The sequence below is a fragment of the Phycicoccus avicenniae genome (assembly GCF_050496545.1).
Classification (GTDB): domain Bacteria; phylum Actinomycetota; class Actinomycetes; order Actinomycetales; family Dermatophilaceae; genus Phycicoccus; species Phycicoccus avicenniae_A.
Genome location: NZ_JBNVZV010000015.1, coordinates 22,667 through 43,408 on the forward strand (window position 1 = coordinate 22,667; position 20,742 = coordinate 43,408).

22 protein-coding genes and 1 tRNA gene are annotated in these 20,742 nt (G+C 68.9%); 20 read left to right on the plus strand and 3 right to left on the minus strand.

The window, feature by feature from the left end; all coding sequences use genetic code 11:
- Positions 1-170: 170 nt before the first annotated feature.
- The 18 genes from ACQZ2A_RS13345 to ACQZ2A_RS13430 all read left to right on the plus strand — a co-directional run bounded on the left by ACQZ2A_RS13345 (position 171) and on the right by ACQZ2A_RS13430 (position 17,150).
- On the plus strand, positions 171-440 hold the full coding sequence (locus tag ACQZ2A_RS13345) for a flagellar FlbD family protein (RefSeq protein ID WP_430211833.1): 270 nt from the start codon (positions 171-173) through the stop codon (positions 438-440).
- Position 441: 1 nt separating this feature from the next.
- A complete protein-coding gene (locus ACQZ2A_RS13350; RefSeq protein WP_430211836.1) occupies positions 442-1,209 on the plus strand; it encodes a motility protein A in 768 nt (255 codons plus the stop codon).
- Positions 1,206-2,099 carry an OmpA/MotB family protein gene (locus ACQZ2A_RS13355; RefSeq protein WP_430211839.1) on the plus strand — a complete coding sequence of 298 codons (894 nt, stop codon included), beginning with the start codon at positions 1,206-1,208 and terminating at the stop codon, positions 2,097-2,099. Before ACQZ2A_RS13350 ends, ACQZ2A_RS13355 begins: the two co-directional genes overlap by 4 nt.
- Positions 2,096-2,560, plus strand: a complete 465-nt coding sequence (locus ACQZ2A_RS13360; RefSeq protein WP_430211842.1) for a flagellar basal body-associated FliL family protein — start codon at positions 2,096-2,098, stop codon at positions 2,558-2,560. Before ACQZ2A_RS13355 ends, ACQZ2A_RS13360 begins: the two co-directional genes overlap by 4 nt.
- Before the next feature lie 123 nt (positions 2,561-2,683).
- A complete protein-coding gene (locus tag ACQZ2A_RS13365; protein ID WP_430211845.1) occupies positions 2,684-3,559 on the plus strand; it encodes a flagellar motor switch protein FliM in 876 nt (291 codons plus the stop codon).
- Positions 3,560-3,581: 22 nt separating this feature from the next.
- Positions 3,582-3,983 carry a flagellar motor switch protein FliN gene (gene fliN / locus ACQZ2A_RS13370; protein ID WP_430211847.1) on the plus strand — a complete coding sequence of 134 codons (402 nt, stop codon included), beginning with the start codon at positions 3,582-3,584 and terminating at the stop codon, positions 3,981-3,983.
- Positions 3,983-4,612 (plus strand): flagellar biosynthetic protein FliO, encoded by a 630-nt coding sequence (locus ACQZ2A_RS13375; RefSeq protein ID WP_430211849.1) that lies wholly within the window; start codon positions 3,983-3,985, stop codon positions 4,610-4,612. The genes fliN and ACQZ2A_RS13375 overlap by 1 nt, the downstream gene beginning before the upstream one ends.
- A complete protein-coding gene (gene fliP / locus ACQZ2A_RS13380) occupies positions 4,605-5,411 on the plus strand; it encodes a flagellar type III secretion system pore protein FliP (protein ID WP_430211852.1) in 807 nt (268 codons plus the stop codon). Before ACQZ2A_RS13375 ends, fliP begins: the two co-directional genes overlap by 8 nt.
- A gap of 9 nt (positions 5,412-5,420) precedes the next feature.
- On the plus strand, positions 5,421-5,690 hold the full coding sequence (locus ACQZ2A_RS13385) for a flagellar biosynthetic protein FliQ (RefSeq protein WP_204131918.1): 270 nt from the start codon (positions 5,421-5,423) through the stop codon (positions 5,688-5,690).
- The gene (locus tag ACQZ2A_RS13390; protein WP_430211855.1) at positions 5,690-6,469 is read left to right on the plus strand and encodes a flagellar biosynthetic protein FliR; all 780 of its coding nucleotides are present in this window, start codon (positions 5,690-5,692) and stop codon (positions 6,467-6,469) included. Before ACQZ2A_RS13385 ends, ACQZ2A_RS13390 begins: the two co-directional genes overlap by 1 nt.
- 18 nt (positions 6,470-6,487) lie before the next feature.
- Entirely contained in the window at positions 6,488-7,597 is a 1,110-nt protein-coding gene (locus ACQZ2A_RS13395; RefSeq protein ID WP_430211858.1) for an EscU/YscU/HrcU family type III secretion system export apparatus switch protein, read from the plus strand.
- A 161-nt stretch (positions 7,598-7,758) separates the two neighbouring features.
- Positions 7,759-9,834: a flagellar biosynthesis protein FlhA gene (gene flhA, locus ACQZ2A_RS13400; protein ID WP_430211860.1), complete on the plus strand. Its 2,076-nt coding sequence runs from the start codon at positions 7,759-7,761 to the stop codon at positions 9,832-9,834.
- A 1-nt stretch (position 9,835) separates the two neighbouring features.
- Complete coding sequence (locus tag ACQZ2A_RS13405) at positions 9,836-10,156, plus strand: hypothetical protein (protein ID WP_430211863.1); 321 nt, start codon at positions 9,836-9,838, stop codon at positions 10,154-10,156.
- A gap of 72 nt (positions 10,157-10,228) precedes the next feature.
- A tRNA-Thr gene (locus ACQZ2A_RS13410) sits at positions 10,229-10,301 on the plus strand.
- 165 nt (positions 10,302-10,466) lie between these two features.
- Positions 10,467-11,585 carry a tyrosine-type recombinase/integrase gene (locus ACQZ2A_RS13415; RefSeq protein ID WP_430211865.1) on the plus strand — a complete coding sequence of 373 codons (1,119 nt, stop codon included), beginning with the start codon at positions 10,467-10,469 and terminating at the stop codon, positions 11,583-11,585.
- 429 nt (positions 11,586-12,014) lie between these two features.
- The gene (locus tag ACQZ2A_RS13420) at positions 12,015-15,104 is read left to right on the plus strand and encodes a hypothetical protein (protein WP_430211867.1); all 3,090 of its coding nucleotides are present in this window, start codon (positions 12,015-12,017) and stop codon (positions 15,102-15,104) included.
- A 43-nt stretch (positions 15,105-15,147) separates the two neighbouring features.
- Positions 15,148-16,278, plus strand: coding sequence for a hypothetical protein (locus ACQZ2A_RS13425; protein WP_430211870.1), 1,131 nt, complete (start codon positions 15,148-15,150; stop codon positions 16,276-16,278).
- A gap of 149 nt (positions 16,279-16,427) precedes the next feature.
- Positions 16,428-17,150, plus strand: a complete 723-nt coding sequence (locus ACQZ2A_RS13430) for a maleylpyruvate isomerase N-terminal domain-containing protein (protein ID WP_430211873.1) — start codon at positions 16,428-16,430, stop codon at positions 17,148-17,150.
- On the opposite strand, the gene ACQZ2A_RS13435 is transcribed toward ACQZ2A_RS13430, so the two are convergent.
- On the minus strand, positions 17,151-17,792 hold the full coding sequence (locus tag ACQZ2A_RS13435; RefSeq protein WP_430211875.1) for a potassium channel family protein: 642 nt from the start codon (positions 17,790-17,792) through the stop codon (positions 17,151-17,153).
- 853 nt (positions 17,793-18,645) lie between these two features.
- On the opposite strand from ACQZ2A_RS13435, the gene ACQZ2A_RS13440 reads away from it, so the two are divergent.
- Both ACQZ2A_RS13440 and ACQZ2A_RS13445 read left to right on the plus strand, forming a co-directional pair.
- Positions 18,646-19,131, plus strand: coding sequence for a hypothetical protein (locus ACQZ2A_RS13440; RefSeq protein ID WP_430211877.1), 486 nt, complete (start codon positions 18,646-18,648; stop codon positions 19,129-19,131).
- A 91-nt stretch (positions 19,132-19,222) separates the two neighbouring features.
- On the plus strand, positions 19,223-19,615 hold the full coding sequence (locus tag ACQZ2A_RS13445; RefSeq protein ID WP_430211880.1) for a hypothetical protein: 393 nt from the start codon (positions 19,223-19,225) through the stop codon (positions 19,613-19,615).
- Between the two features lie 60 nt (positions 19,616-19,675).
- Here the strand turns inward: ACQZ2A_RS13445 and ACQZ2A_RS13450 are convergent, their stop codons facing one another.
- Together ACQZ2A_RS13450 and ACQZ2A_RS13455 are read right to left on the minus strand one after the other, a co-directional pair.
- Entirely contained in the window at positions 19,676-19,969 is a 294-nt protein-coding gene (locus ACQZ2A_RS13450; protein WP_430211883.1) for a hypothetical protein, read from the minus strand.
- A gap of 73 nt (positions 19,970-20,042) precedes the next feature.
- Positions 20,043-20,369, minus strand: coding sequence for a hypothetical protein (locus ACQZ2A_RS13455; RefSeq protein ID WP_430211885.1), 327 nt, complete (start codon positions 20,367-20,369; stop codon positions 20,043-20,045).
- Between the last annotated feature and the right edge of the window lie 373 nt (positions 20,370-20,742).

Below are 20,742 nucleotides of genomic sequence, written 5' to 3' on the forward strand. Positions count from 1 at the left end.
GCCCGCGCCCGTCGCCCCTGCTCCCGGGGCCGGGCACCGGCACCCCGGAGGACCCCGCGCCCGACCAGGCCGTGGACGTCGTTCCCCTCAAGTCCTGGTCGCTCCTGCCGATGGGAACGGCGACACGTCATGGACGGCGTGTCCAGCTCACCCAGGACGGACCCGCTCCCATGATCATCCTCACCCGCCGCAACGGCACGCGCTTCGGGCTCAACCCCGACCTCCTCGAGCGTGTCGACGAGACGCCCGACACCGTCGTGCTGCTCGTCACCGGGTCGCGCTACGTCGTGCAGGAGACCCTCGACGAGGTCGTCGTCCTCATGCGCCACGCGCGGGCGTCCGTGCTGACCGCCGCCGAGGAGTCCGGGACGGGAGCGCCGGGGTCACGCCCCGGCGCCGGCCGGGCCGCCCTCCGCGCCGTCCGGGGCCTGGAGGACTGACATGGAGCTCGCGACCATCGGCGGGGTCATCCTCGTCTTCGGTGCGGTCTTCGCCTCCCTCATCATGGAGGGGGCCTCGCCGACCTCGATCATCCTCATCCCGCCGATCATCCTCGTGTTCGTCGGCAGCATCGGCGCCGCCGTCTCCGGTGGCTACCTCGCCGACGCGATGGTCATCGTCAAGCAGCTGATGAAGGCCTTCACCGCCAAGCCCCCGAAGAGCGACGAGGCCGTCGCCGAGCTGATCTCGCTCGCCGACGTCGCCCGCCGCGAGGGCCTGCTCGCCCTCGAGGAGAAGGCCCGCAGCGCCGAGGACCCGTTCCTGCGCGAGGGCCTGGAGATGACCGTCGACGGCACCGACGCCGACGAGATCTACGACGTGCTCGCCGCCCGCATCAAGACCCGGAAGAAGACCGACCACCTCGGCATCAAGTTCTTCGCCGACATGGGCGGCTACGCCCCGACGATCGGCATCATCGGCACCGTCATCGGCCTCATCCACGTGCTGTCCAACCTCGACAAGCCCGAGGAACTCGGCCACCTCATCGCCGGCGCGTTCGTCGCGACGCTCTGGGGCGTCATGAGCGCCAACGTGCTCTGGCTCCCGTTCTCCAGCAAGCTCAAGCGGATCAGCGAGGCCGAGGTCGCCCACCTCGAGATGCTCCTCGAGGGCGTCATGTCCATCCAGGCCGGCACCAGCCCGCGCGTCGTCGAGAAGCGGCTGCGCGCCGTCATCGCCGGCGACGGCTCCCTCGAGGACGCGGCGTGAGCGGCCCGGGCCCCTCCGGCAAGCGCCGGCGCGGGCACGAGGAGGAGCACGAGGGCGGGCACGAGAACGCCGAGCGCTGGCTGCTCAGCTACGCCGACATGATCACCCTGCTCATGGCCCTGTTCATCGTGCTCTTCGCGATCAGCCAGGTCGACCAGCAGAAGCTGCTCGCCCTCTCCTCGGGCCTCCAGGAGGACTTCGGCGCCCCCGCCATCACCAACCACACCCAGGGCGTGCTCGACGGCACCTCGGTGGACTCGGCCATCCAGGCCATCGCGCCCGTCGCGCCGCAGGTGGTCAGCGACGTCGTCGACCAGTCCGCCGCCGGTGGCAAGGGCAGCAGCAGCGAGGGCAAGGGCGGCGCCGAGGCCGCGGCCCGCGACCAGCTGGTCGAGGTCCGCCGCAAGATCACGAAGGCCCTTGCGGCCCAGGGGCTGGAGAACTCGGTGCGCTTCGAGATGCGCGACGACGGCCTCGTCGTCGACATCGTCTCCGACCGCGTCCTCTTCGACCCGGGCCAGGCCACCCTGCGCCCCGAGGGCCGCCACGTGCTCTCGGCCATCGCGCCCACCCTGCGCGGCATCGGGAACCAGATGACGGTCGAGGGCCACACCGACGACGTGCCGGTGGCGGGACGCTTCACCTCGAACTGGGAGCTCTCGACGGCCCGCTCGACCTCGGTCCTCCAGTACCTGCTCTCCTCGAAGGTCCGCGGCCGGCAGCTCTCGGCCGCCGGCTACGCCGACCAGCGCCCGCTGACGACCAACGACACCGTCGAGGGCCGGGCCCGCAACCGCCGGGTCGCCGTCGTCGTCCACTCCACCGCCCCCTCGACCAGCACGTCCGCCTCGGCCACGTCCAGCACCACCACCTCAGGAGGCCCCCGATGAGCACCGCGACCGCCGCCCCGACCGCCGCCGCCGCCGAGCCGGCCAAGAAGAAGAAGCCGATGCTCGTCATCATCGTCGCGGTCCTGGCGCTCGCCGGCGGTGGCGGCTGGTACTTCCTCAAGGGCTCCTCCGGGGAGGGCGAGGCCGCCCCCGAGCCCGTCGTCGAGAGCGGCCCCGTCGTCGACCTCGACCCGCTGACCCTCAACCTCGCCGACGGCCGCTACCTCAAGATGGGGCTCTCGCTCGAGGTGACCGAGGAGGCCGCCGCGGCATCCGAGGAGGGCGTCAGCGGCGCCAAGGCCCGCGACGCCGCCATCACCATCCTCGGCCAGCGCACCTACGAGCAGATGCTCGCGCCGAAGACCCGGACGGCGGCCATCAACGCGCTGACCAAGGAGATCGAGAAGCGCTACGACGGCGACGTCATCGACGTCTACGTCACCGAGCTCGTGATGCAGTAGCAGCCCCTCCCGGGGGAGCCGCCGCTCGCCCGGACGACCACCGGGCATCGGCCGAACGGCTGCACCCCGCCCGGATCGACGCCGAGGGCTCAGGTGGGCACGGGCGGTGCCGATGGGGTGGGCGTGACCGTGGAGCCCGCGCCGTACGACTTCCGCAGCCCGGACCGTCTCTCCCGTCAGCGGGAGCAGGCGCTGCAGGTCGTCGCCGAGACCTATGCACGTCGGGTCTCGACGGTGCTCTCGTCAGTGCTCCGCACCATCGTCACCGCGAAGGTCGCCGGCCTCGGTCAGCGCACCTACGGGGAGTTCCTCGACAGCATGGCGCGTCCGAGCGTGCTCGGCGCGCTGGCCGTCGAGGGACTCCCCGGCGGTGGTCACCTCCAGCTCGCGCTCGGCGACGCGATGGGCTTCCTGGACCGGATGCTCGGCGGCTCCGGCACCGGCGAGCAGCCCGAGCGGCCGCTGACCCAGATCGAGACCGCGCTCGCCGACCAGCTGCTCGGCCAGCTCGCGGCCGAGCTGCCCTTCGCCTTCGCCGTCGTCGGTGACCTGCCGGTCGCGCAGACCGCGCTCGAGACGACCACCCGCTTCCACCAGATCGCCCGCGGCACCGACCCGGTCGTCACCTTCGAGGTCGAGCTGAGCGTGTTCGAGCGCCCGGTCGCCCTGGCCGGCTGCCTCACGCTCAGCACCCTCACCCCGATGCTCACGACGCTGGACCGCGTCGCCGAGGACGCCGACGACGCCGCCGGCGAGCGAGCCGCGCAGACCCGCCGGGTCGTCACCGACCGGCTCGCCCAGGTCGAGGTCGCCGTCCAGGTCGCCTTCCGCGAGGTGACGCTCACCTCCGCGGAGGTCTTCGCGCTGACCGTCGGCGACCTCGTCCCGCTGCGCCACCGCACCCACGAGCCGCTCCTCGTCTCGGCCGGTGGCGTGCGCGTCGCCCGCGCCACCCCCGGCAGCCACGGCCGCCGCCTCGCCGTCCAGATCGTCCCCTGACCCGACCCACCGAAGGACCCCGATGACCCACGACACCCCGCAGGACCCGTTCGCCACCGAGACCGCGTTCACCGCGGCCCCGGACGCCGCGTTCGGCGCGAGCGGCCACGACCCGGTGCCGGCCGCGACCCCCGTCGCCGCGCCGGCCGCCGGTGGCGTCGACCCCCGCCGCCTCCACCTGCTGCGCGAGGTCGAGCTGGGCATCAGCGTCGAGCTCGGGCGCAGCCGGATGACCGTGCGCGAGGTCCTCGGCCTGGCCCCCGGTGCCGTCGTCGAGCTCGACCGCCCGGCCGGCAGCCCGGTGGACGTCCTCGTCAACGGCACGCTCATGGCCCGCGGCGAGGTCGTCGTCGTCGACGACGAGTACGCCGTCCGGGTCACCGAGGTCGTCAGCTCCGACCCGTCCGTGGGGCTCGGCGCCTGATGGACGGATCGCTCATGCTCGCCGGGCTGCGCCTGCTCGTCTCGCTCGGCGTCGTGCTCACCCTCCTCGTCCTGCTCGCCCGCTGGGCGCGCCGGCGCGGGGTCGGGGGCACCGTCGGCGCGCGCACCGGCGTGGAGATCGAGCTGCTGTCCCGGCGTGCGCTGAGCCGCGGGTCGGCCGTGCACGTCGTCCGGGTCGGCGAGCAGGTGCTCGTCCTCGGCGTCACCGACCAGCAGGTCGCCGTGCTCCGCGAGCTCGAGGCGCCCGCGCCGGTCGCCCCGACACTGGCCGTGGTCACGTCCGCCTCCGACGACGCCGACGACGACCGTCCGGCCCCGCCGCCGGAGCGCGACTTCGCCACCGTCCTGGCCGCCCGCTCCGCCGAGGCCGAGGCCGAGACCGAGACCGCCCCCCTCACGCTCGTCCCGATGACCCGCGCCGAGCGCCGCGCGATCGAGCGCAACCACCCGTCGCGGCTGCGCCTGCCCTCGGTGCCCACCGGCGGTCAGCCGCACGGCCCGCACGCGCACGGCCCGCACACCCCCGGGACGCACGCCGCGGCGCCGACGGGGTGGCCGTGGAACGCGGCGAGCCTCGTCGTCGGCACGCTCAAGGGCGGCCGTGCCTAGTCCTCTCTCCCTGCTGCGCCGGCTGCGCCACCTCGCGCTCCTGGCCGGCGTCCTCCTCCTCACTGTCGGTCCGGGGGCGGCGGTCGCCGCGGCGGCACCCTCGCCGTCGCCGTCGCCGAGCCCCTCGGCCTCGCCGGGGAACCTCTCGGTGTCGCTCGACGGCGGTGCCGCCCAGCCGAGCCAGACGGTGACGATCATCGTCCTGCTGACCGTGCTGTCCCTGGCGCCGGCGCTGCTCATCCTGACGACCGCCTTCACGAAGGTCATCGTCGTGCTGTCGCTGACGCGGAACGCGTTGGGCACCACCACGATCCCGCCGAACCAGGTGCTCGTGGGACTCGCCCTCTTCCTCAGCATGTTCATCATGGCGCCGGTGCTCTCCCAGATGAACGACCAGGGCGTCCAGCCCTACCTCAAGGGCTCGATCACCCAGTCGCAGGCCATCGAGCGCACCGTCGAGCCGCTGCGCGACTTCATGGGGAAGCAGACCCGCCCCTCCGAGCTCGCGACGATGGTGAAGCTGTCCGGCGAGGAGAAGCCGGCCTCGATGGACGACGTGCCCCTCACGACGCTCGTGCCGGCCTTCGTCCTCTCGGAGCTGAAGTCGGCGTTCATCATCGGCTTCGTCGTCTTCGTGCCGTTCCTCGTCATCGACGTCGTCGTCAGCTCGGTGCTGATGTCGATGGGCATGATGATGCTGCCGCCGGCGCTCATCTCGCTGCCCTTCAAGCTCCTCCTCTTCGTCATGGTCGACGGCTGGGGCCTGATCGTCACCGCCCTCGTCCAGAGCTACAAGTAGGAGGGCGACGTGACCGACGCCGACATCGTGCACATCGGGGTGCAGGCGATGATCGTCAGCGCCAAGCTCGCGCTGCCGGTGCTGCTGACCGCCCTCGCCATCGGGTTCGTCATCTCGCTCTTCCAGGCCGTCACGCAGGTGCAGGAGGTGACGCTCAGCTTCGTGCCGAAGCTGCTCGGCGTCGCGGTCGTCCTCGTCGTCGCCGGGCACTGGATGCTCGCCGAGGCGGTGGCCTTCACCCGCAGCATGTTCGCGATGCTGCCGCAGCTGCTCGCCTGATGACGCTCACGCTCGCCGCGGACACGTACGTCACGATGCTCCTCGCGACGGTGCGGCTCTCGGCGTTCTTCCTCCTCGCCCCGCCGTTCAGCAGCAAGGCGGTACCGGTGCGAGTCAAGGCCGGTCTGGCGGTTGCGCTCTCGCTCGCCGTGCTGCCCTCGCTGCGCGGCCAGGCGACCCCGGCCCTCGAGCTGCTGCCGCTCATCGGGGCGACGCTCTACCAGGCGGCGGTCGGGGCGGCGATGGGCTTCGTCGTGCTCGCCGCGTTCTCGGTGGTGCAGGCGGCCGGCGAGCTGCTCGACCTCGCGAGCGGCTTCACCCTGGCGAGCCTCTACGACCCGCTCTCCAACGTCACGAGCAGCATGTTCGGCCGCATCCAGCAGCTGCTCGCGATCACCCTGCTCTTCGCGGCCGGCGGGCACCTGTTCCTCGTGCGCGGCCTCGTCTCGACCTTCACGGTGGTCCCGCTGCACCCTGTGTCGCTCGGCGACCTCGCGCGGATCGTCACGAAGGACGTCGGCACGCTCCTCGGTGGGGCGCTGCAGGTGGCGGCGCCGGTGCTCGTCGTGCTCTTCCTCTCCGAGATCGCGCTCGGGATGGTCTCGCGCGCGGTGCCGACGCTCAACATCTTCGCGATCAGCTTCCCGGTGAAGATCGTGCTCGCCATCAGCTTCGCGGGCGTCGCCTTCGCGATGCTCCCCGGCGTCGTGAGCGGCATCCTCGACCAGGCGGGCAAGGACATGACCTCGGTCGCCCGGATGATGGGAGCCGCGGGGTGAGCGGGCGGTGAGCGGACGATGAGCGACAAGGCCTCGAAGACCGAGAAGCCGACCCCGCAGAAGCTCAAGAAGGCGCGGCGCGACGGGCAGGTCCCGCGCACCGCCGAGCTGAGCGCGTGGACGGCCGTCCTGCTCGCCTCGGTGCTCCTGCCGCGGCTCGCCCAGGGGCTCGGCGACCTCTTCGCCGACCTGCTGCACGGCGTGCGCGACGTCATCGCCGACCCGCGCCCCGAGCAGGGCACCTCGCTGATGCGCCAGGCGACGACCGACGCCCTCTGGCTGCTCGCGCCGTTCTTCGGCGTCATGGTCGCGGCGGCGCTGGTCAGCAACGCCGCGCAGGGCGGGTTGCGCTTCTACCCCGGCAAGTTCAAGCCGAACATGAAGGTGCTCAACCCCGGCAAGGGCCTCAAGCAGCTGGTCTCGGCGCACTCGGCGTGGACCTTCGCCAAGACGATGATCAAGTTCGTCGTCTTCGGCTGGATCGGCTACACCGAGCTGCGGGACGTCGCGACGCTGATGACGAGCTCGGGGGCCTGGTCCCTCGGGGCCGCTGCGGGTGCGGCGGTCGAGGCGGCGGTGCACGTGCTGCGCGTCGTCGCCGGCGTCGGGCTCGTGCTGGCCGCCGCCGACTACGCCGCCGAGCGACGCCGCATCGGCACCTCCCTGAAGATGTCGCCGGACGAGGTCAAGCGCGAGCACAAGCAGACCGACGGCGACCCGTTCCTCAAGGGGATGATCCGCGGCAAGCAGCGGGCGATGAGCCGCAACCGGATGCTCGCCGACCTGTCCTCGGCGGATGTCGTGCTCGTCAACCCGACCCACGTCGCGGTCGCGCTGAAGTACGAACCGGGAAGTGGCGCACCGCGAGTGGTCGCGCGCGGTGCCGGGGCGGCGGCGGCGCGCATCCGCGAGGAGGCGGCCGAGCTGCGGCTGCCGATGGTCGAGGACGTGCCCCTGGCGCGCACCGTGTTCCGGCTCTGCGACATCGGCGAGGAGATCCCCGCCGAGCTGTTCGACGCGGTCGCGGGGGTGTTCGTCTTCGTGGTCGGGCTCAAGCGGCGCGGCATCACCGGGGGAGTGCACCGCAACCCCGCCGCCTCGAGGGAGCGCGTCGGTGTCGCCGTCTGACCGGCCGCCCGCTCCCGCCCGAACGTGGGTGAAAACCGCCGGTATCCCGCAGGCTTTCACCCACATTCGAGGCGGAGAAGCGCTCAGGTCGGGTGCTCGCCTGCCGATGAGGGTCCCGAGATGACTGCCCACCTCCTGCGCCGCCGACCCTGCGAGGGACGATGAAGAACGCCCGGATGAGCCAGATCGGTATCCCCGCGGCGGTCGTCGCGGTCGTCGTCCTCATGGTCGTCCCGGTGCCGAGCATGGTCCTCGACCTGCTCCTCGCGTTCAACCTCACGCTCGCGGTGCTGGTGCTGCTCGTCGCGCTGCGCGTCACCCGCCCGCTCGACTTCGCGGTCTTCCCGTCGCTGCTGCTGGTCGCGACGTTGTTCCGCCTGGCGCTCAACGTCAGCGCGACCCGTCTGGTCCTCGTCGACGGGTTCGCGGGCAAGGTGATCGAGGCCTTCGGTCACGTCGTCGTCGGCAGCTCGATCGTCGTCGGGCTCGTCATCTTCCTCATCCTCGTCGTCATCCAGTTCGTCGTCATCACCAACGGTGCCGGCCGCGTGGCCGAGGTCGCCGCGCGCTTCACCCTCGACGCCATGCCCGGCAAGCAGATGGCGATCGACGCCGACCTCAACTCGGGGCTCATCGACGAGGACCAGGCCCGCCAGCGCCGCGCCGACGTCGCCGCCGAGGCCGACTTCTACGGCGCGATGGACGGTGCCTCGAAGTTCGTCAAGGGCGACGCCATCGCCGCCATCGTCATCACGCTGGTCAACCTCATCGGCGGGCTCATCATCGGGGTGGCGCAGCGTGGCCAGTCCTTCGGCGACGCCGTCACCACGTACAGCCTGCTCTCGATCGGCGACGGCCTCGTGTCGCAGATCCCCGCCCTGCTGCTCTCGATGTCGACCGGCATCATCGTCACCCGCGCCGCGACCGACCGGGACATGGGCGGCGACATCCTCCACCAGTTCGGCGCCCAGCGCGGGGCCATCCAGCTCGCTGGTGTCGTCATCATGGGCCTGGCGCTCGTGCCGTCGCTGCCCAAGCTGCCGTTCCTGCTCGTCGGTGGTGGGGCGCTGGTCCTCGCCCGCTCGATGCCCAAGCTCGAGGAGCGCGAGGCCGCGCGCAAGGCGCAGGAGGCCGTCGAGGCCAAGGACGCCCAGCCCTCGCCGGACAGCCCGCACGTGCTCGCCCAGGAGATCCGGGTCGAGCCGCTCGAGCTCGAGCTGGCCTTCGACCTCATCGGGCTCGTCGACGCCGACAACGGCGGCGACCTGCTCGGCCGGGTCAAGGCCCTGCGCCGCAAGCTCGCGATGGAGCTCGGCGTCGTCATCCCGCTCGTGCGGACCCGCGACAACCTCGACCTGCCCTCGCACACCTACGCGATCCGCGTCCACGGCGTCGAGGTCGCGCGCGGCGAGGCGCCGGCCGGGCACGTGCTCGTCATCGGCGACGCGATCAACCACCTCGACGGGACGCCCACGCGCGAGCCGGTGTTCGGCCTCGAGGCCAAGTGGGTCGGGGCGCACCTGCGCGGTCGCGCCGAGGCCCTCGACGGCACCGTCGTCGACCGCTCGTCGGTCATCACGACCCACCTCGCGGAGACGGTGCGCCGGCACGCCGCGGACCTGCTCGGCCGCGAGGACGTCAAGCTCCTCGTCGACGCGGTGCGCGCCACCCACCCGCAGGTCGTCGACGAGCTCACGCCGTCGCCGCTGTCCCTGGGCGAGGTGCAGCGCACCCTCAAGGGGCTGCTCGCCGAGGGCGTCAACATCCGCGACCTCGTCCGCATCTTCGAGGCGGTCTCGCTCCGGGCCCGGGTCTCGGCCGACCCGGACGGGCTCGTCGAGGCCGCGCGGCTCGCGCTCGGCCCGGCCATCGCCGCGGCGCACGCCGTCGGGGGCGACCTGCACGTGCTGACCTTCGAGCCGCGCCTCGAGCAGCGGCTCCTCGAGGCGCTGCGCCCGGGGGAGTCCGGCGCGCAGCTGCTCCTCGACCCGTTCCTCGCCGAGCAGCTCGTCACCGAGGCCGCGCGCGTGTCGAGGGCGGTGGAGGAGAAGGGCATCCAGCCGGTGCTCGTCTGCGCCCAGCCGCTGCGGCGGGCCGTGCGCCGCCTCATCGAGACCTCCGTGCCGCAGCTCGCGGTCCTCGCCTACCAGGAGCTCGGCGGCCACCTGCGGCTGACGACGGCCGGGGTCGTCGACGTCACGCCGGCCGGCGTCGAGCCGATGCAGGCGGTGGGCTGACGTGGGCCGTCGTGGCGGTGGTGGAGGCAAGGGCAAGGGCGGCACCTCGCCCGAGCGCTTCGGCTTCGGCGCGATGCTCGGCGTGCTGATGTTCGCCCCTGCCGCGGTGCTCGTGTGGCACGGCAACCTCTCCGTCAACGACGCGATCGTGCGCTTCGGGCTGGCGTGGACGGTCGCCGTCGTCGGGGTGGGGGTCGTGGTGTCAGCCCTCTCGGCCCCCGCGCCCCGTCCGGCGCCGACCGCAGCCGAGCCGACGCCGCCGCGGCGCGATCCCGAGGAGCCCGCCACCCCGGCCGTCGCCGAGGAGCCAGCCGCCTCCTGAGGGCAGCGGCGGCACATCGGGGACGACGTGCCGCCCGGCTAGAGTGTGTCGCCGTCCGCCTCCCGCGGACCCGCTGGCGTGGCGCAACCGGTAGCGCACCTGTCTTGTAAACAGGGGGTTGGGGGTTCGAGTCCCCCCGCCAGCTCCGTCTCGTGACCTTGTCATATGACCTCCCACCTGCGAAAATTCCATTGAGCGCGCTCATCATCGAGCGGACAGAGGTGGACAAGAGTGGACGGCACGAGCCAGAGATATGGCACACAGATGGCACGCGGGCGGCACGGTTCGAGCCTGTTCGAGGGGCCGGGACGTGGCCGGGCGTAGCGGCCGGCGAGGCTTCGGGCGCGTTCGCAAGCTTCCCTCGGGGCGCTGGCAGGCCAGCTATGTCGCCCCCGACCTGGTCCGGCTCAACGCCCCGTTGACGTTCCTCACCAAAGGGGATGCAGAGGGCTGGCTCGGGCTCGAACGTCAGCGCATCATCCTGGGGGAGTGGAAGCGCCCCGAGCCGCCGGCGCCGCCGCCATCCGTCGTCACGTTCTCCGACTACTCCGCGTCCTGGGTCGCCACCCGGGGCATCAAGCCCAAGACCCGCGAGGGCTACGAGCACCTCCTGACGCGCTACCTCCTGCCGACATTCGGTGAGCAGCCCCTGGCCGCCGTCAACCCCGCGGACGTTCGTGCCTGGTGGGGCTCGATGGACCCGAGTACCCCCACCGTCCGGGCGCGCTCGTACGCACTGCTCAAGGCCGTTCTCAACACCGCGCTTTCCGACGACTTGATCGCGTCGAACCCCTGTCGCATCCGCGGCGCGTCGAACACCACTCGCGCGCGGGAGGTGCGGCCGGCCACCGTCGAGGAGATCACGACCATCGTCGATGCGATGCCCGAGCGCTACCGTGCGCTGGTCCTCCTCGGAGCCTGGTGCGCCTTGCGGCTGGGCGAGCTGCTCGAGCTACGTCGCGGCGACGTCGACGTCCGAGCCGGCACCGTGCGAGTTGAACGAGCGGTGTCCCAGGTCCGCGGGCGACCGGTCATCGGAACTCCGAAGTCCAGTGCGGGAACTCGCACCGTCGCCATCCCTCCGCACGTGCTTCCGTCCATCGTCGAACACCTCGACTCGTTCACCGCGCGGGGCAAGGACTCGTTGCTCTTCCCCGGTGCCGACGGCACGTCGAGCCTCCAGCCGTCGACGCTGTACAAGCCCTGGCGTGCCGCACGCGAGGCCGCTGGACGACCGGATCTCCGACTGCACGACCTCCGCCACACGGGCGCCACGATGGCCGCGATGGCGGGAGCGACTCTGGCCGAGCTGCAGCAGCGGCTCGGCCACAGCAGTGTCAACGCAGCACTGCGCTACCAGCACGCGGCCCAGGGCCGGGATCGACAGATCGCCGATGCGCTCTCGCGCATGACGCAATCTCGCGAGTGAGCCTGTCCCTTACCCAGCACTTAGCCCCGCTCAGTCGCCGGAAGAGACTGACAATGCGTCTCTTCGCCCCGACAGCCACCAGATTGCGGGGCACTAATACCTCGCCTGGCGACCTCGCGCGGGGCCAGCGACCCCCGCCGCAGCCGTCGGCCACTACCTGGTTCATGATTCTCTGCGAGAGGCAACCGACCGGGATTTAGGCCCGTTACGGAACTGTCATTTGAGTCACGGCGAGGGCCCCTAGGCTGGGGTCATTCGTGCCTTCGTTTGGGCACAAGGGGCCACACTCGGTCTGCCACGGCGCCGCGTCCGTCACGATCCCGACGCGCCCGCATCTCTGGACAACGAGCGCTTTTGTGGGAGAGGCTGGCTCCGTCCCATTACGTGGTCAGTCCGGCTCGAGGCCGGTCCCGGTCTACGAGGTTTCCCATGGCCGTAACGACGCACAACTTGTTTCGGTTCGTCAATCTTCGCGGCACCGTCGCCGGAGCAGCCATCGAGCCCAGCCAGGACACGGAGTCCAGCGTCATGCTGGGACTGCTCGCGGGACGTTCACCCAGTCACCTCACGCCACAGGAGCAAAAGCAGATCCTGGCGTCCTACACCCCCATGACCCGAAAGACGCAGGCGGCGCTTGGGTTGTCCGTCGCCGCAGACCGCCTCTACCGCTCGAGATCCAGGTCGCCGTTAGGCCTGTCCGGCCTGACGGTCCAGATCAAGGGACGGAACACAACCTTGGCTCAGTTCGGCCGGTCCCCTGCACTGCTCCGCGAACAACGACTGGTCTACGACGCCTGGCTGTACGCCCGCGTGAGCGGTAGGCGTCGTGAAGATCTGGCGCGCCTACTGCGGGCGTCGGCCGTCTTGAGAGCACTCGACACGACCGACATAGGCTTCGTCAGCCGTGCCCTGACAGCGCCTGTCACGCTTCCTCCCGGGTGGCTGCCTTTTGTTCGACGTCGAGACGCCGCCCCGCCGCCCGCCCCCGCCTTGGTCGATGTGGCGACTCATCGGACGCAGCTGATGGCCCGCCGGGCCAAAGTCATCCGCCGGATCTCCGATCACGAGACCATTCAGCACACCGCTCATCAAGTGATGTCTGGGCTAGCCGCCACACCGTCTCAGCCTCCCGCAGGTCACCGCGTGCGCTCCTCGATGGTCGGCGGTCTGCTGGAGCGCGCAATGTCGCCAGGCGGGCCGGTGGTCCGCGCGACGCCCGTCAGGGCGGCGCCTGCACTCGACGGAGCGTTTTACGGTGACCTGGACGCGCGGCTGACGTCGGCGCAGCGCAAGACCCTGCGAAAAACTCTCTTGCGGACCGGCCTTCCCAAGCCGAACAGCTTTGGAGGGCTACTGGACGTCCTAGACCCTAGTCATCTCATCGACGAAGCCAACCAGCTCTGTTCGCAGATTCGGGCGCTTGACGCCGTGCCACAGCAGGATCTTCCCGCCGCCCCACCCGCGAACATCGCCAACCCACGTTCGACGGTCCGCGGGATTGGCTGGGGTGACCTCATCGTTGCGAGGGAGCAGCTCGTTGGTTATCAGGCTAGGGAGATCGCCCATGTCGAGAATGTTTTGGCGGGTGAGTCCAAAGGCCGGCGGCACCTGCGCAAGCAGCGGACTGAACAGGTCTTGGAGATCGATCGACTCGAGGAGACCCAGACCGAGCGCGATCAGCAGAGCACCGACCGCTTCGAGCTGCAGACCCAGAGCCAGAAGACCATTGAGAGCGACTTCAAGCTAGACGCCGGACTGAACACCAGCGGCCGCTACGGGCTGACCCGTGTCGAGACCAATCTCGACATTGGCGTGCATCAGTCCTCGTCCGAATCCCGGTCGTCGGCTCAGAACCTGGCTAAGGAGGTCGTTAATAGGGCGATCGAACGGACCCGCGAGGAGGTTCGCGAGCGACGACGCACCACGACCGTCGACGAGATCCGCGAGTTGAACCGGCACAGCATCGACAACACGACCACCGGCGTCCCGAATCCCGTCCCTGTGAGTGGCATCTACCTGTGGTTGGAGAAGCTGCACGAGGTTCAGCTTCGGCACTATGGCACCCGGCTCATGATCGAGTTCCACGTCTCCGAGCCGGGCGTCAGCCTGCTGGAGGGATGGGCCGCGAACGCCCACGAGTCGGAGCTGCCGCCATTCGATGTGGGTCCGACAGACGTCAACGAAGGGAACTACCTTTGCTTGGCCGAGCGCTACGCCGCCACCGAGGTCGAACCGCCCCCGCCGCTATACGTCGCCGTGGGATTCACCTTCGCTTCTACGCCCAGCGAGGACGTGAACGAGGACACCGCCGAGGACGTCGTGGCGGACAGCATCGCAGTGCCCGAGGGGTACCAGCCGGTGTGGGCGACGGCACTCATCAACGCCCACCCGGGGCACGCGGAGTTCTTTGACATCGAGGTGGCTGTGGCCGGACGCGAGCTGATCGCCTTCTCCGGGGTCAATGCCGACCACGAGAGTATCGTCCTTGACCCGCAATTCTGGCCCAACGGAGTGCCCATCACGGCCCGCGCGTTCGGCCACTTCGACAAGACGATGACTCTCCACGTCGTCCTGCGTTGCCTTCGGAGCCCCGAGGCACTGACCAAGTGGCGACTCCGGACCTGGAGTCACCTCCGCGCCGGCTACGAGCAGTTGCGCCAGCGCCAGGAACGTGCCGCCCAGATCGCCCAGGCCAACCAAACCCTGGGCGTCCAGATCACGGGCCGGCCAGAAGCAGACAACCGCACGCGGGAGAAGGACGAGCTCAAGAAGTGGTGCATCAAGGCGATGCGGGGCAAGCCATTCGACTTCGACCACGTCGTGTCATTTAGGGGATCCCAGGAACCTGACCCTGCCGCCTCCGCTTCCGATGCCCCCATCACCAGACTGTTCGAGGACGCCTTCGAGTGGGACCAGATGAACTACTTCCTCTACTCCTATTTCTGGAGTCGAAGGTCGACATGGTCGCTGCGCGCCCAGCAGCTCAGCGACGACCCGGCCCATCAGCGTTTCCTGACTTCCGGGGCCGCTCGGGTCATCGTGCCGGTCACCCCGGGATCTGAGGCTGCTGTGCTCTACTACCTCGACACGGATCCTGCGGCTGTGCCCGAGCAACAGCGGGTGCAGGGCCCAGTGATCGAGGGCGTGCCACCGTCGGAGACCTCGTTCGCGGGGCTTTGGATCGAGCTCCTCACCGACCGCCGTCAGGAAGTGGCTCGCGGCTCTGGGACTCTCTCGGTTACCAACGGCTCGACCAGTGTGACCATCAATAGCGACAGCACGTGGCATGCAGACCGGACCGACCTCGGTAGAGAAGTCTTCCTTAACGGCGACGTCTACACCGTGGTGGCTGCGTCAGACAGGGCGCTGACACTCGACCGTCCCTACGCCGGCTCAACCGCGGCCCGGGCGATGTACGCCGAAGGGTCGGTGCCCTACGGACCCTCCTGGGTCGCGACGGTGCCCACGTCGCTAACGGTTCTGGAGCCCAATCGACCCGCCCTGTCGACGTTGCCGTGAAGCTCGCGGCAGCAATCTCATGAGCCGCTCGCGCGGAAGGGCCGTGACGTCAGCGAAGTTGTCCACCGACGAGATCGTTGCCATGAAGCGGTTGCTGGATCGCCGAAAACTGGTGCGGCTCAATACGATCGACGTAGTGAGAGCTGGCATCGACTTCGCACGGACCCGTTACTTGGAGATCGAGCAGGCGATCACCAATCAGCGCATCAGCCAGTTGGCAGCCCCTCCTTCATTCCCCGAGATGGTCATCTACATCGCGATTGGAGGTCTCGTTGACCCCCTCGTCGCCGCCGGCCTTGAACGAGCGATGCGATTCGTCCTTAAGGACCACCTCAGTTTCGTCAAGGTGGCACTGCAGGGGACGGCAAAGCCGGAAGTCGTCGAGGAGTGGAGAACCTTCTTCAAGATCGGCGCCAACTACAAGATCAAGCAGCTGAACATCCCGAGCGAGCAGTTCCTCAACCCGGAGACCACCTGGGGCCGGCTCTACCGTTACGTGCCCCAATACGTCGGGAGCCGCCTCGACGAGGTTGTCCAGTTAGGACCGCCGAAGACGACCAGCCCCGTAGCGCCGTCTCAACCGGTCGCCCAGCTGCTCTTGGTGCTCGACCTCTGGGTCTCGTCCTGGGAGCGGACCGTCGACTTGCAATATCGCAACTTCGACCTGCTCCTGGATCGGGGCGACGGGGCCAAGCTGAAGGAGGAACTTGCAGACGCTGAGGACTCAGACTCCCGCTCTGATAGTGGACAGTCGGTCAGTGCTGACCGTCACGAACAGGCGGAGCGGTTCGGAAATCTCGTGCTACTGCTGCTGTTCGCTCAAGCACACCCCCAGCTCGGGACGCTCGAGAGGGTGGAGAACCCGGTCCTGCTACGACGGGACGGAAGCTTTGTCCACGAGCGCATTGTCAAGCAACCGCCCAGCAGTCGCGACGTCCTGCAGGTCGCCGTCGATCAGCTCGTGCATCCCCGAGCACCATGGCCGCAACCAACCTTTCGGGAGTGGGCCCTCCAGGACTACCCCCGTCACGCGGCCAGTCTCGAGTCGGATCCGCACTTCAAGGAGGACATCTTCGTGCGGGCGTCGATCGAGCTGATCCGCTGCTCGTCTGTCGCACTTCAGGAGGTCATGAACAGCCCGACCGGCAACACGGAACTACTGCGCACCCGCTGAACCTCGATGGCACCATCGCCGGGGCGCACCAATCTGGGTCCTGTCGCGGTCGGTTCCGGCGCATCGACATGCGTCTTAGCGCCGCCAGTCGACCGGCGGGTCGTCGCACACAGCCGACTGAGCAGTGAGGTTCGCGGCACGATGTGGCTGTGAACCTCTGGGACGTTGACCCGCTCAACGTGCGCCCGACCTTGGTCGAAGAGCGCCGGGACCTGCTCGCGCTCCTCGCCGTGTTGAGCCCCGATCAATGGACCGCCCCCACGGAAGTCCCTGGGTGGACGGTCAAGGACCTCGCGCTCCACATCCTCGATGACGACCTCGGCTGGCTCTCGCGGGGTCGCGACAGCGACTCCAGCAGTCTGCTCACCATCGAGGATCCCAGCGAGTTCGTCGACGCGCTCGCCGCGAAGAACCAGCGGTGGCTCGACGGCGCAGCCGGGCTCAGCCTTCCAGTAGTGGCCGGCCTCCTGGAATGGGCAGGCAACCAGATGGACGGCTACTACGCGACGCTAGACCTGGCCGGTGAAGGACGGGTCGCATGGGCCAGCGACGGGCCAGTCCCGATCTGGTTCGACATCGCACAAGACCTCACCGAACGCTGGGTCCACCAGATGCAGATGCGCGGTCCGCTCGATCTGGTGGGCGAGTACCGCGACGCCTACCTCCCACTCGTCCTGCGCACGTTGGCCTGGGCACTACCCCACCAGCTCACCCTCGAGGCGCCCACGAACACCACCGTCGATGTTGATCTCGGATCCGGCGGACGCTGGCACCTCGTCCGCCACCGCGCGTTCGCTGAGGCGATCGCAATCTGCGTCTATCCGCCGCGAGACGACCTAGCTCATCGCCGCATGAGCGGACGTCCTGGGTAATCATTCGGCCGGCGGCGCCCCTTCGCTGCTCGCGCGCTGGACCTGGCCCACCATCCAGGTCGCGATCGATGCGGTCACCGCACCCACCACCGCGATCCCGACGATCATCAGCGCGACGGCGACGAAACGGCCCTCGGTCGTGACCGGGTACCGGTCGCCGTAGCCCACGGTCGTGACGGTTGTTGAGGCCCACCAGAGGGCGTCACCGAAGGAGGTGATGTTCGCCGTGGGTGCGTTCTGTTCTGCGTCGAGCACAGCGATCGCGCCGAGGAAGACGGCCAAGATGGCGACGCCTGCGACGTATGTCGAAACCCGCCCGATCAACGAGCTTGCAGCTGAGCGATTGAGGACCCGCGCGAAGGCCAACAGCCTCAACAGCCGCAGCGGGCGCAGCATCGGTAGCACGATCAGCGCGACGTCGTACCAATGCCGGGCCACGTACTCTACGCGGTGTTCCGCGAGCCACACGCGCGCAGAGAAGTCCACCGCGAACGCTCCCCAGACCGTCCAGGACGCCACGGTGAGGAAGCTCCGCAGGTCTGAGTCCAGGCGCGGGTCCAATACTGGCCAGGCGTAGGCGAGGAGGAAGGCGACCGCCAGGAGCAGGAGAGGCACCTCTGCGCGGCGCTCCCATCGCTCCACCCGAGTCACATGGCCACGTTAGGCCGAACGACGGTTTCCCCGCATCAGTCCGGCGAAGTGCGGCTTGCGGCAGGAACGGGTGGATCGCTGTTATAGACGCGTCACTTCGCCGCCTGCTGACCGCCTGAAGTCGTGATGTTAGTGCGGTCCTTGCGACATGATCGGGCCTTGCCCCATTTCCTTGCCCAGGTGCTCCAGCGGCTGAGGTGCCACTTGACGGTGGGCTATCGGACCGCGAGCTCTCGCGAGTGCAGGACAAGCTCAGCTTCACCTTCGGCCCCGAGCATCGCGACCTTCTCCAGTCGGCAATGCCCGTAGGCAGGTCTTGGCCGGACTGGCGGAAAGATCCCGAGCACGAGTTGCGAGGACGCCTCGACTGGCCACTTGAAGGTGTCATCTTCGACGTACACAGCAACGTGGTTCTGGTCGGTCTTATCGGGACCTCGTCCTGATGGCAGTGACGACCGTGAACGCGAGGCGCCCACAACTTGCGCATGTTCCGAGGCGCGTCCCGCTGTTCTCGCGTCGTTGACTGACGTCAGATCCGCAGTTCGCGCCGAGCCCGGTCTTCTCGCTTCAGACCGACGTCATCTTCTACGGCGACAACCTGCTCGACCACGTCGCTCACGAGTTCGACGCCCCGCCCCTGCAACCTCCGACCGGACAAACGTGCCCTTCTGGTCCAGCCTGGCCCAAGGTGCCGAGAACCGTGATCTGTAGCGGCACCCTTGGTCGATCAAGTCGCAACACCACTCTCTGAGACCCAGTGCATTCCGCCGTGAGTCGAACTCCCTCTCACGCGGCGTGAGCGGACGTTGACCTGAATGATGCGACCGTTGGCTGCGGCTGATTCATGCTGTCGACCGTGGTGGACCCGGTGACTCAACGCGTGGTCATTGCAAGTGGCCGGTATCGAGCCTGTGTCATCGGACATCTGTTGCTGCTAGCGCTGTTGACGGACGGTGGCCTACTTGACCCTGACCCAAGTGCCGGCGATTCCGCATGGCCGGGCGTGTTCATCTTCATCTTGAGCACCTTGGCCGTGCTGGTAGGTCGCGCCGCTCGGCTTGGCTTGGTAATTGACGGGGAAGACGTCACGACTCGTGGCCTCTGCGTCAGCCGGCGAACGCCGACCTCAGATGTGCTGCAGGTCGAAGCGGTTGGATACAGCGGGCAGATGAACTGGTACGGGCACTCACGCTTCTTCCGAATGCTTCGACTTGACCTCCGCGATGGCCAGCGGGACGTGCCGATGGTTATTGCATTCGGCAGGCAGGCCCACCCGCTCCAGCAACGAGCCAACGCAGCGTTGAGCGAGGTCCGGATGGGGCAGGCGTGACCCAACGACGCGGCGTGGGTGATGCGCGCTCTGCGGCGAGCGCATGTCCGAGCTAGGGTGCTGGCCTACTCCTTGTGAGAGCGTCTGAACCATGTCGTGGCGACCTCCGGATGAGATCCTGGCGGAGACTCGTGACTCCCGCCTGGATCCTTACCGGGAGCGTGCCGCCACCCTCGGAGGCGGCGGGGACGTCGACGCCACGCTCTTCCTGCGCGTGGAGGTGTACTGGACGCAGGCCGCCGGTCACCTGTGGTGGCGGGGTTGGTCAAAGCCCTTCGAGGTTCCTCACGGCTACATGGTGTTTGCCGATGGCCGCTTCGATGACTGGCTCGTGGGGCGGGAGGAAATGGACGAGGACCTCGCCGACTGGTCCCAGAGCAGGCTGCGCTACGGCGGCGAACTGCTAGAAGTTGAATGGCTAGACGATGCGGCATCTCGCCACGTGCGCGACGAGGTCTTCAACCTCGGGCCCCCGATCTACTGAGCCCATGACCGCCAGTGTTGAACGCACCCGGCTGATCGCATCGCGTAATGACCTTTCGTGTCAGTGGACCTCTCGCGGAAGGAAGACAACGAAGTCGGCGTCGGCGACTGCACGTCGCCGCAGCTCGTCCGAGGGCGCGAACTGACTCGTCCGTGCCTTCGACAGGCCGTGCAGTCCGACCGCCTTCAGTGCCCGCATTGCTGCCGCTCGATCCGGAGAGTTCACGCCGATCTGCCAGTTGCGATCGTTGTCGTCATAGGCCGAGCACGCGAGAGTCATCCGACCATCCGCCTCGGGGCACCAACCAACGAACGCGACCTTGAGGCTCGGCGGCATGACATTGATCCCCTCCACGCGACGATTCTATTGACCGCCCGTACAAGTGACCGCTCATCGGCATGAGCGATGGCGTCGGACACGCTTTAGGTCATTTGAGGCGACGGTTGAGAGCGTCGATGAGTGTCGTCATCGCGGACGTCAGGGAGCCGAGGTCTCGGTCGTAGATGCGGCCGGTGTCGAGCCGCAATGACAGCTCGAAGAGGATCTCGGCGTAGTCCGAGGACGCTCTGGGACGAGACTCTGCGGCCATCTCGACGCGCACCTGCTCGACGACCCGTTGGGTCTTGACGACCTCCACGACTCGCTCCACGACGTCGACGGCGCACAGGCCGGCGGCGGCGGCGCGGCGTTGCTCCCACGCGCGGTGTCGGCAGGTGTCGGAGCACCACTTCGGGATGCGGCCGCGGGCCGGCACCGGGAAGTCGGTGCCGCACCAGTTGCAGCTAAGGGTGCTCGGGCGTTCGACCTTTCGGCGATGGCTAGGAGGCCGAACCGGGGCCTGACTTGAGGGGTGTGGTGACGGCTCTGTCGGCGGCTCGCCGAGGTTCAAGAGGGTCAGCTGGTCCACCCCGGGACGGCCCTGGATGTGCCGCGCTGATCTGCTCGAGCGTGTCGTTGCCATGACTCCGAAGGCATGTACCTCCCCGGCGGGTGGACCTGTCGCAGATCGTCACAACGACCGAGGCGACCGAGAATGCATGAGGTGTGCCGTGGATGGGTTGGTGGGATCTTGCCTAGCTCGAGGACAGCCCTTCGCGTTCGACGGTGGCTGTGTCGGTCGGGTCGTG

What these genes read in the sequence shown, in the direction of transcription:
- ACQZ2A_RS13345 (WP_430211833.1), top strand. Translation starts at nt 171, where the DNA reads ATGATCATCCTCACCCGCCGCAACGGCACGCGCTTCGGGCTCAACCCC.
- ACQZ2A_RS13350 (WP_430211836.1), top strand. Translation starts at nt 442, where the DNA reads ATGGAGCTCGCGACCATCGGCGGGGTCATCCTCGTCTTCGGTGCGGTC.
- ACQZ2A_RS13360 (WP_430211842.1), top strand. Translation starts at nt 2,096, where the DNA reads ATGAGCACCGCGACCGCCGCCCCGACCGCCGCCGCCGCCGAGCCGGCC.
- fliN (WP_430211847.1), top strand. Translation starts at nt 3,582, where the DNA reads ATGACCCACGACACCCCGCAGGACCCGTTCGCCACCGAGACCGCGTTC.
- ACQZ2A_RS13375 (WP_430211849.1), top strand. Translation starts at nt 3,983, where the DNA reads ATGGACGGATCGCTCATGCTCGCCGGGCTGCGCCTGCTCGTCTCGCTC.
- ACQZ2A_RS13390 (WP_430211855.1), top strand. Translation starts at nt 5,690, where the DNA reads ATGACGCTCACGCTCGCCGCGGACACGTACGTCACGATGCTCCTCGCG.
- ACQZ2A_RS13395 (WP_430211858.1), top strand. Translation starts at nt 6,488, where the DNA reads ATGAGCGACAAGGCCTCGAAGACCGAGAAGCCGACCCCGCAGAAGCTC.
- flhA (WP_430211860.1), top strand. Translation starts at nt 7,759, where the DNA reads ATGAAGAACGCCCGGATGAGCCAGATCGGTATCCCCGCGGCGGTCGTC.
- ACQZ2A_RS13420 (WP_430211867.1), top strand. Translation starts at nt 12,015, where the DNA reads ATGGCCGTAACGACGCACAACTTGTTTCGGTTCGTCAATCTTCGCGGC.
- ACQZ2A_RS13440 (WP_430211877.1), top strand. Translation starts at nt 18,646, where the DNA reads ATGCTGTCGACCGTGGTGGACCCGGTGACTCAACGCGTGGTCATTGCA.
- ACQZ2A_RS13445 (WP_430211880.1), top strand. Translation starts at nt 19,223, where the DNA reads ATGTCGTGGCGACCTCCGGATGAGATCCTGGCGGAGACTCGTGACTCC.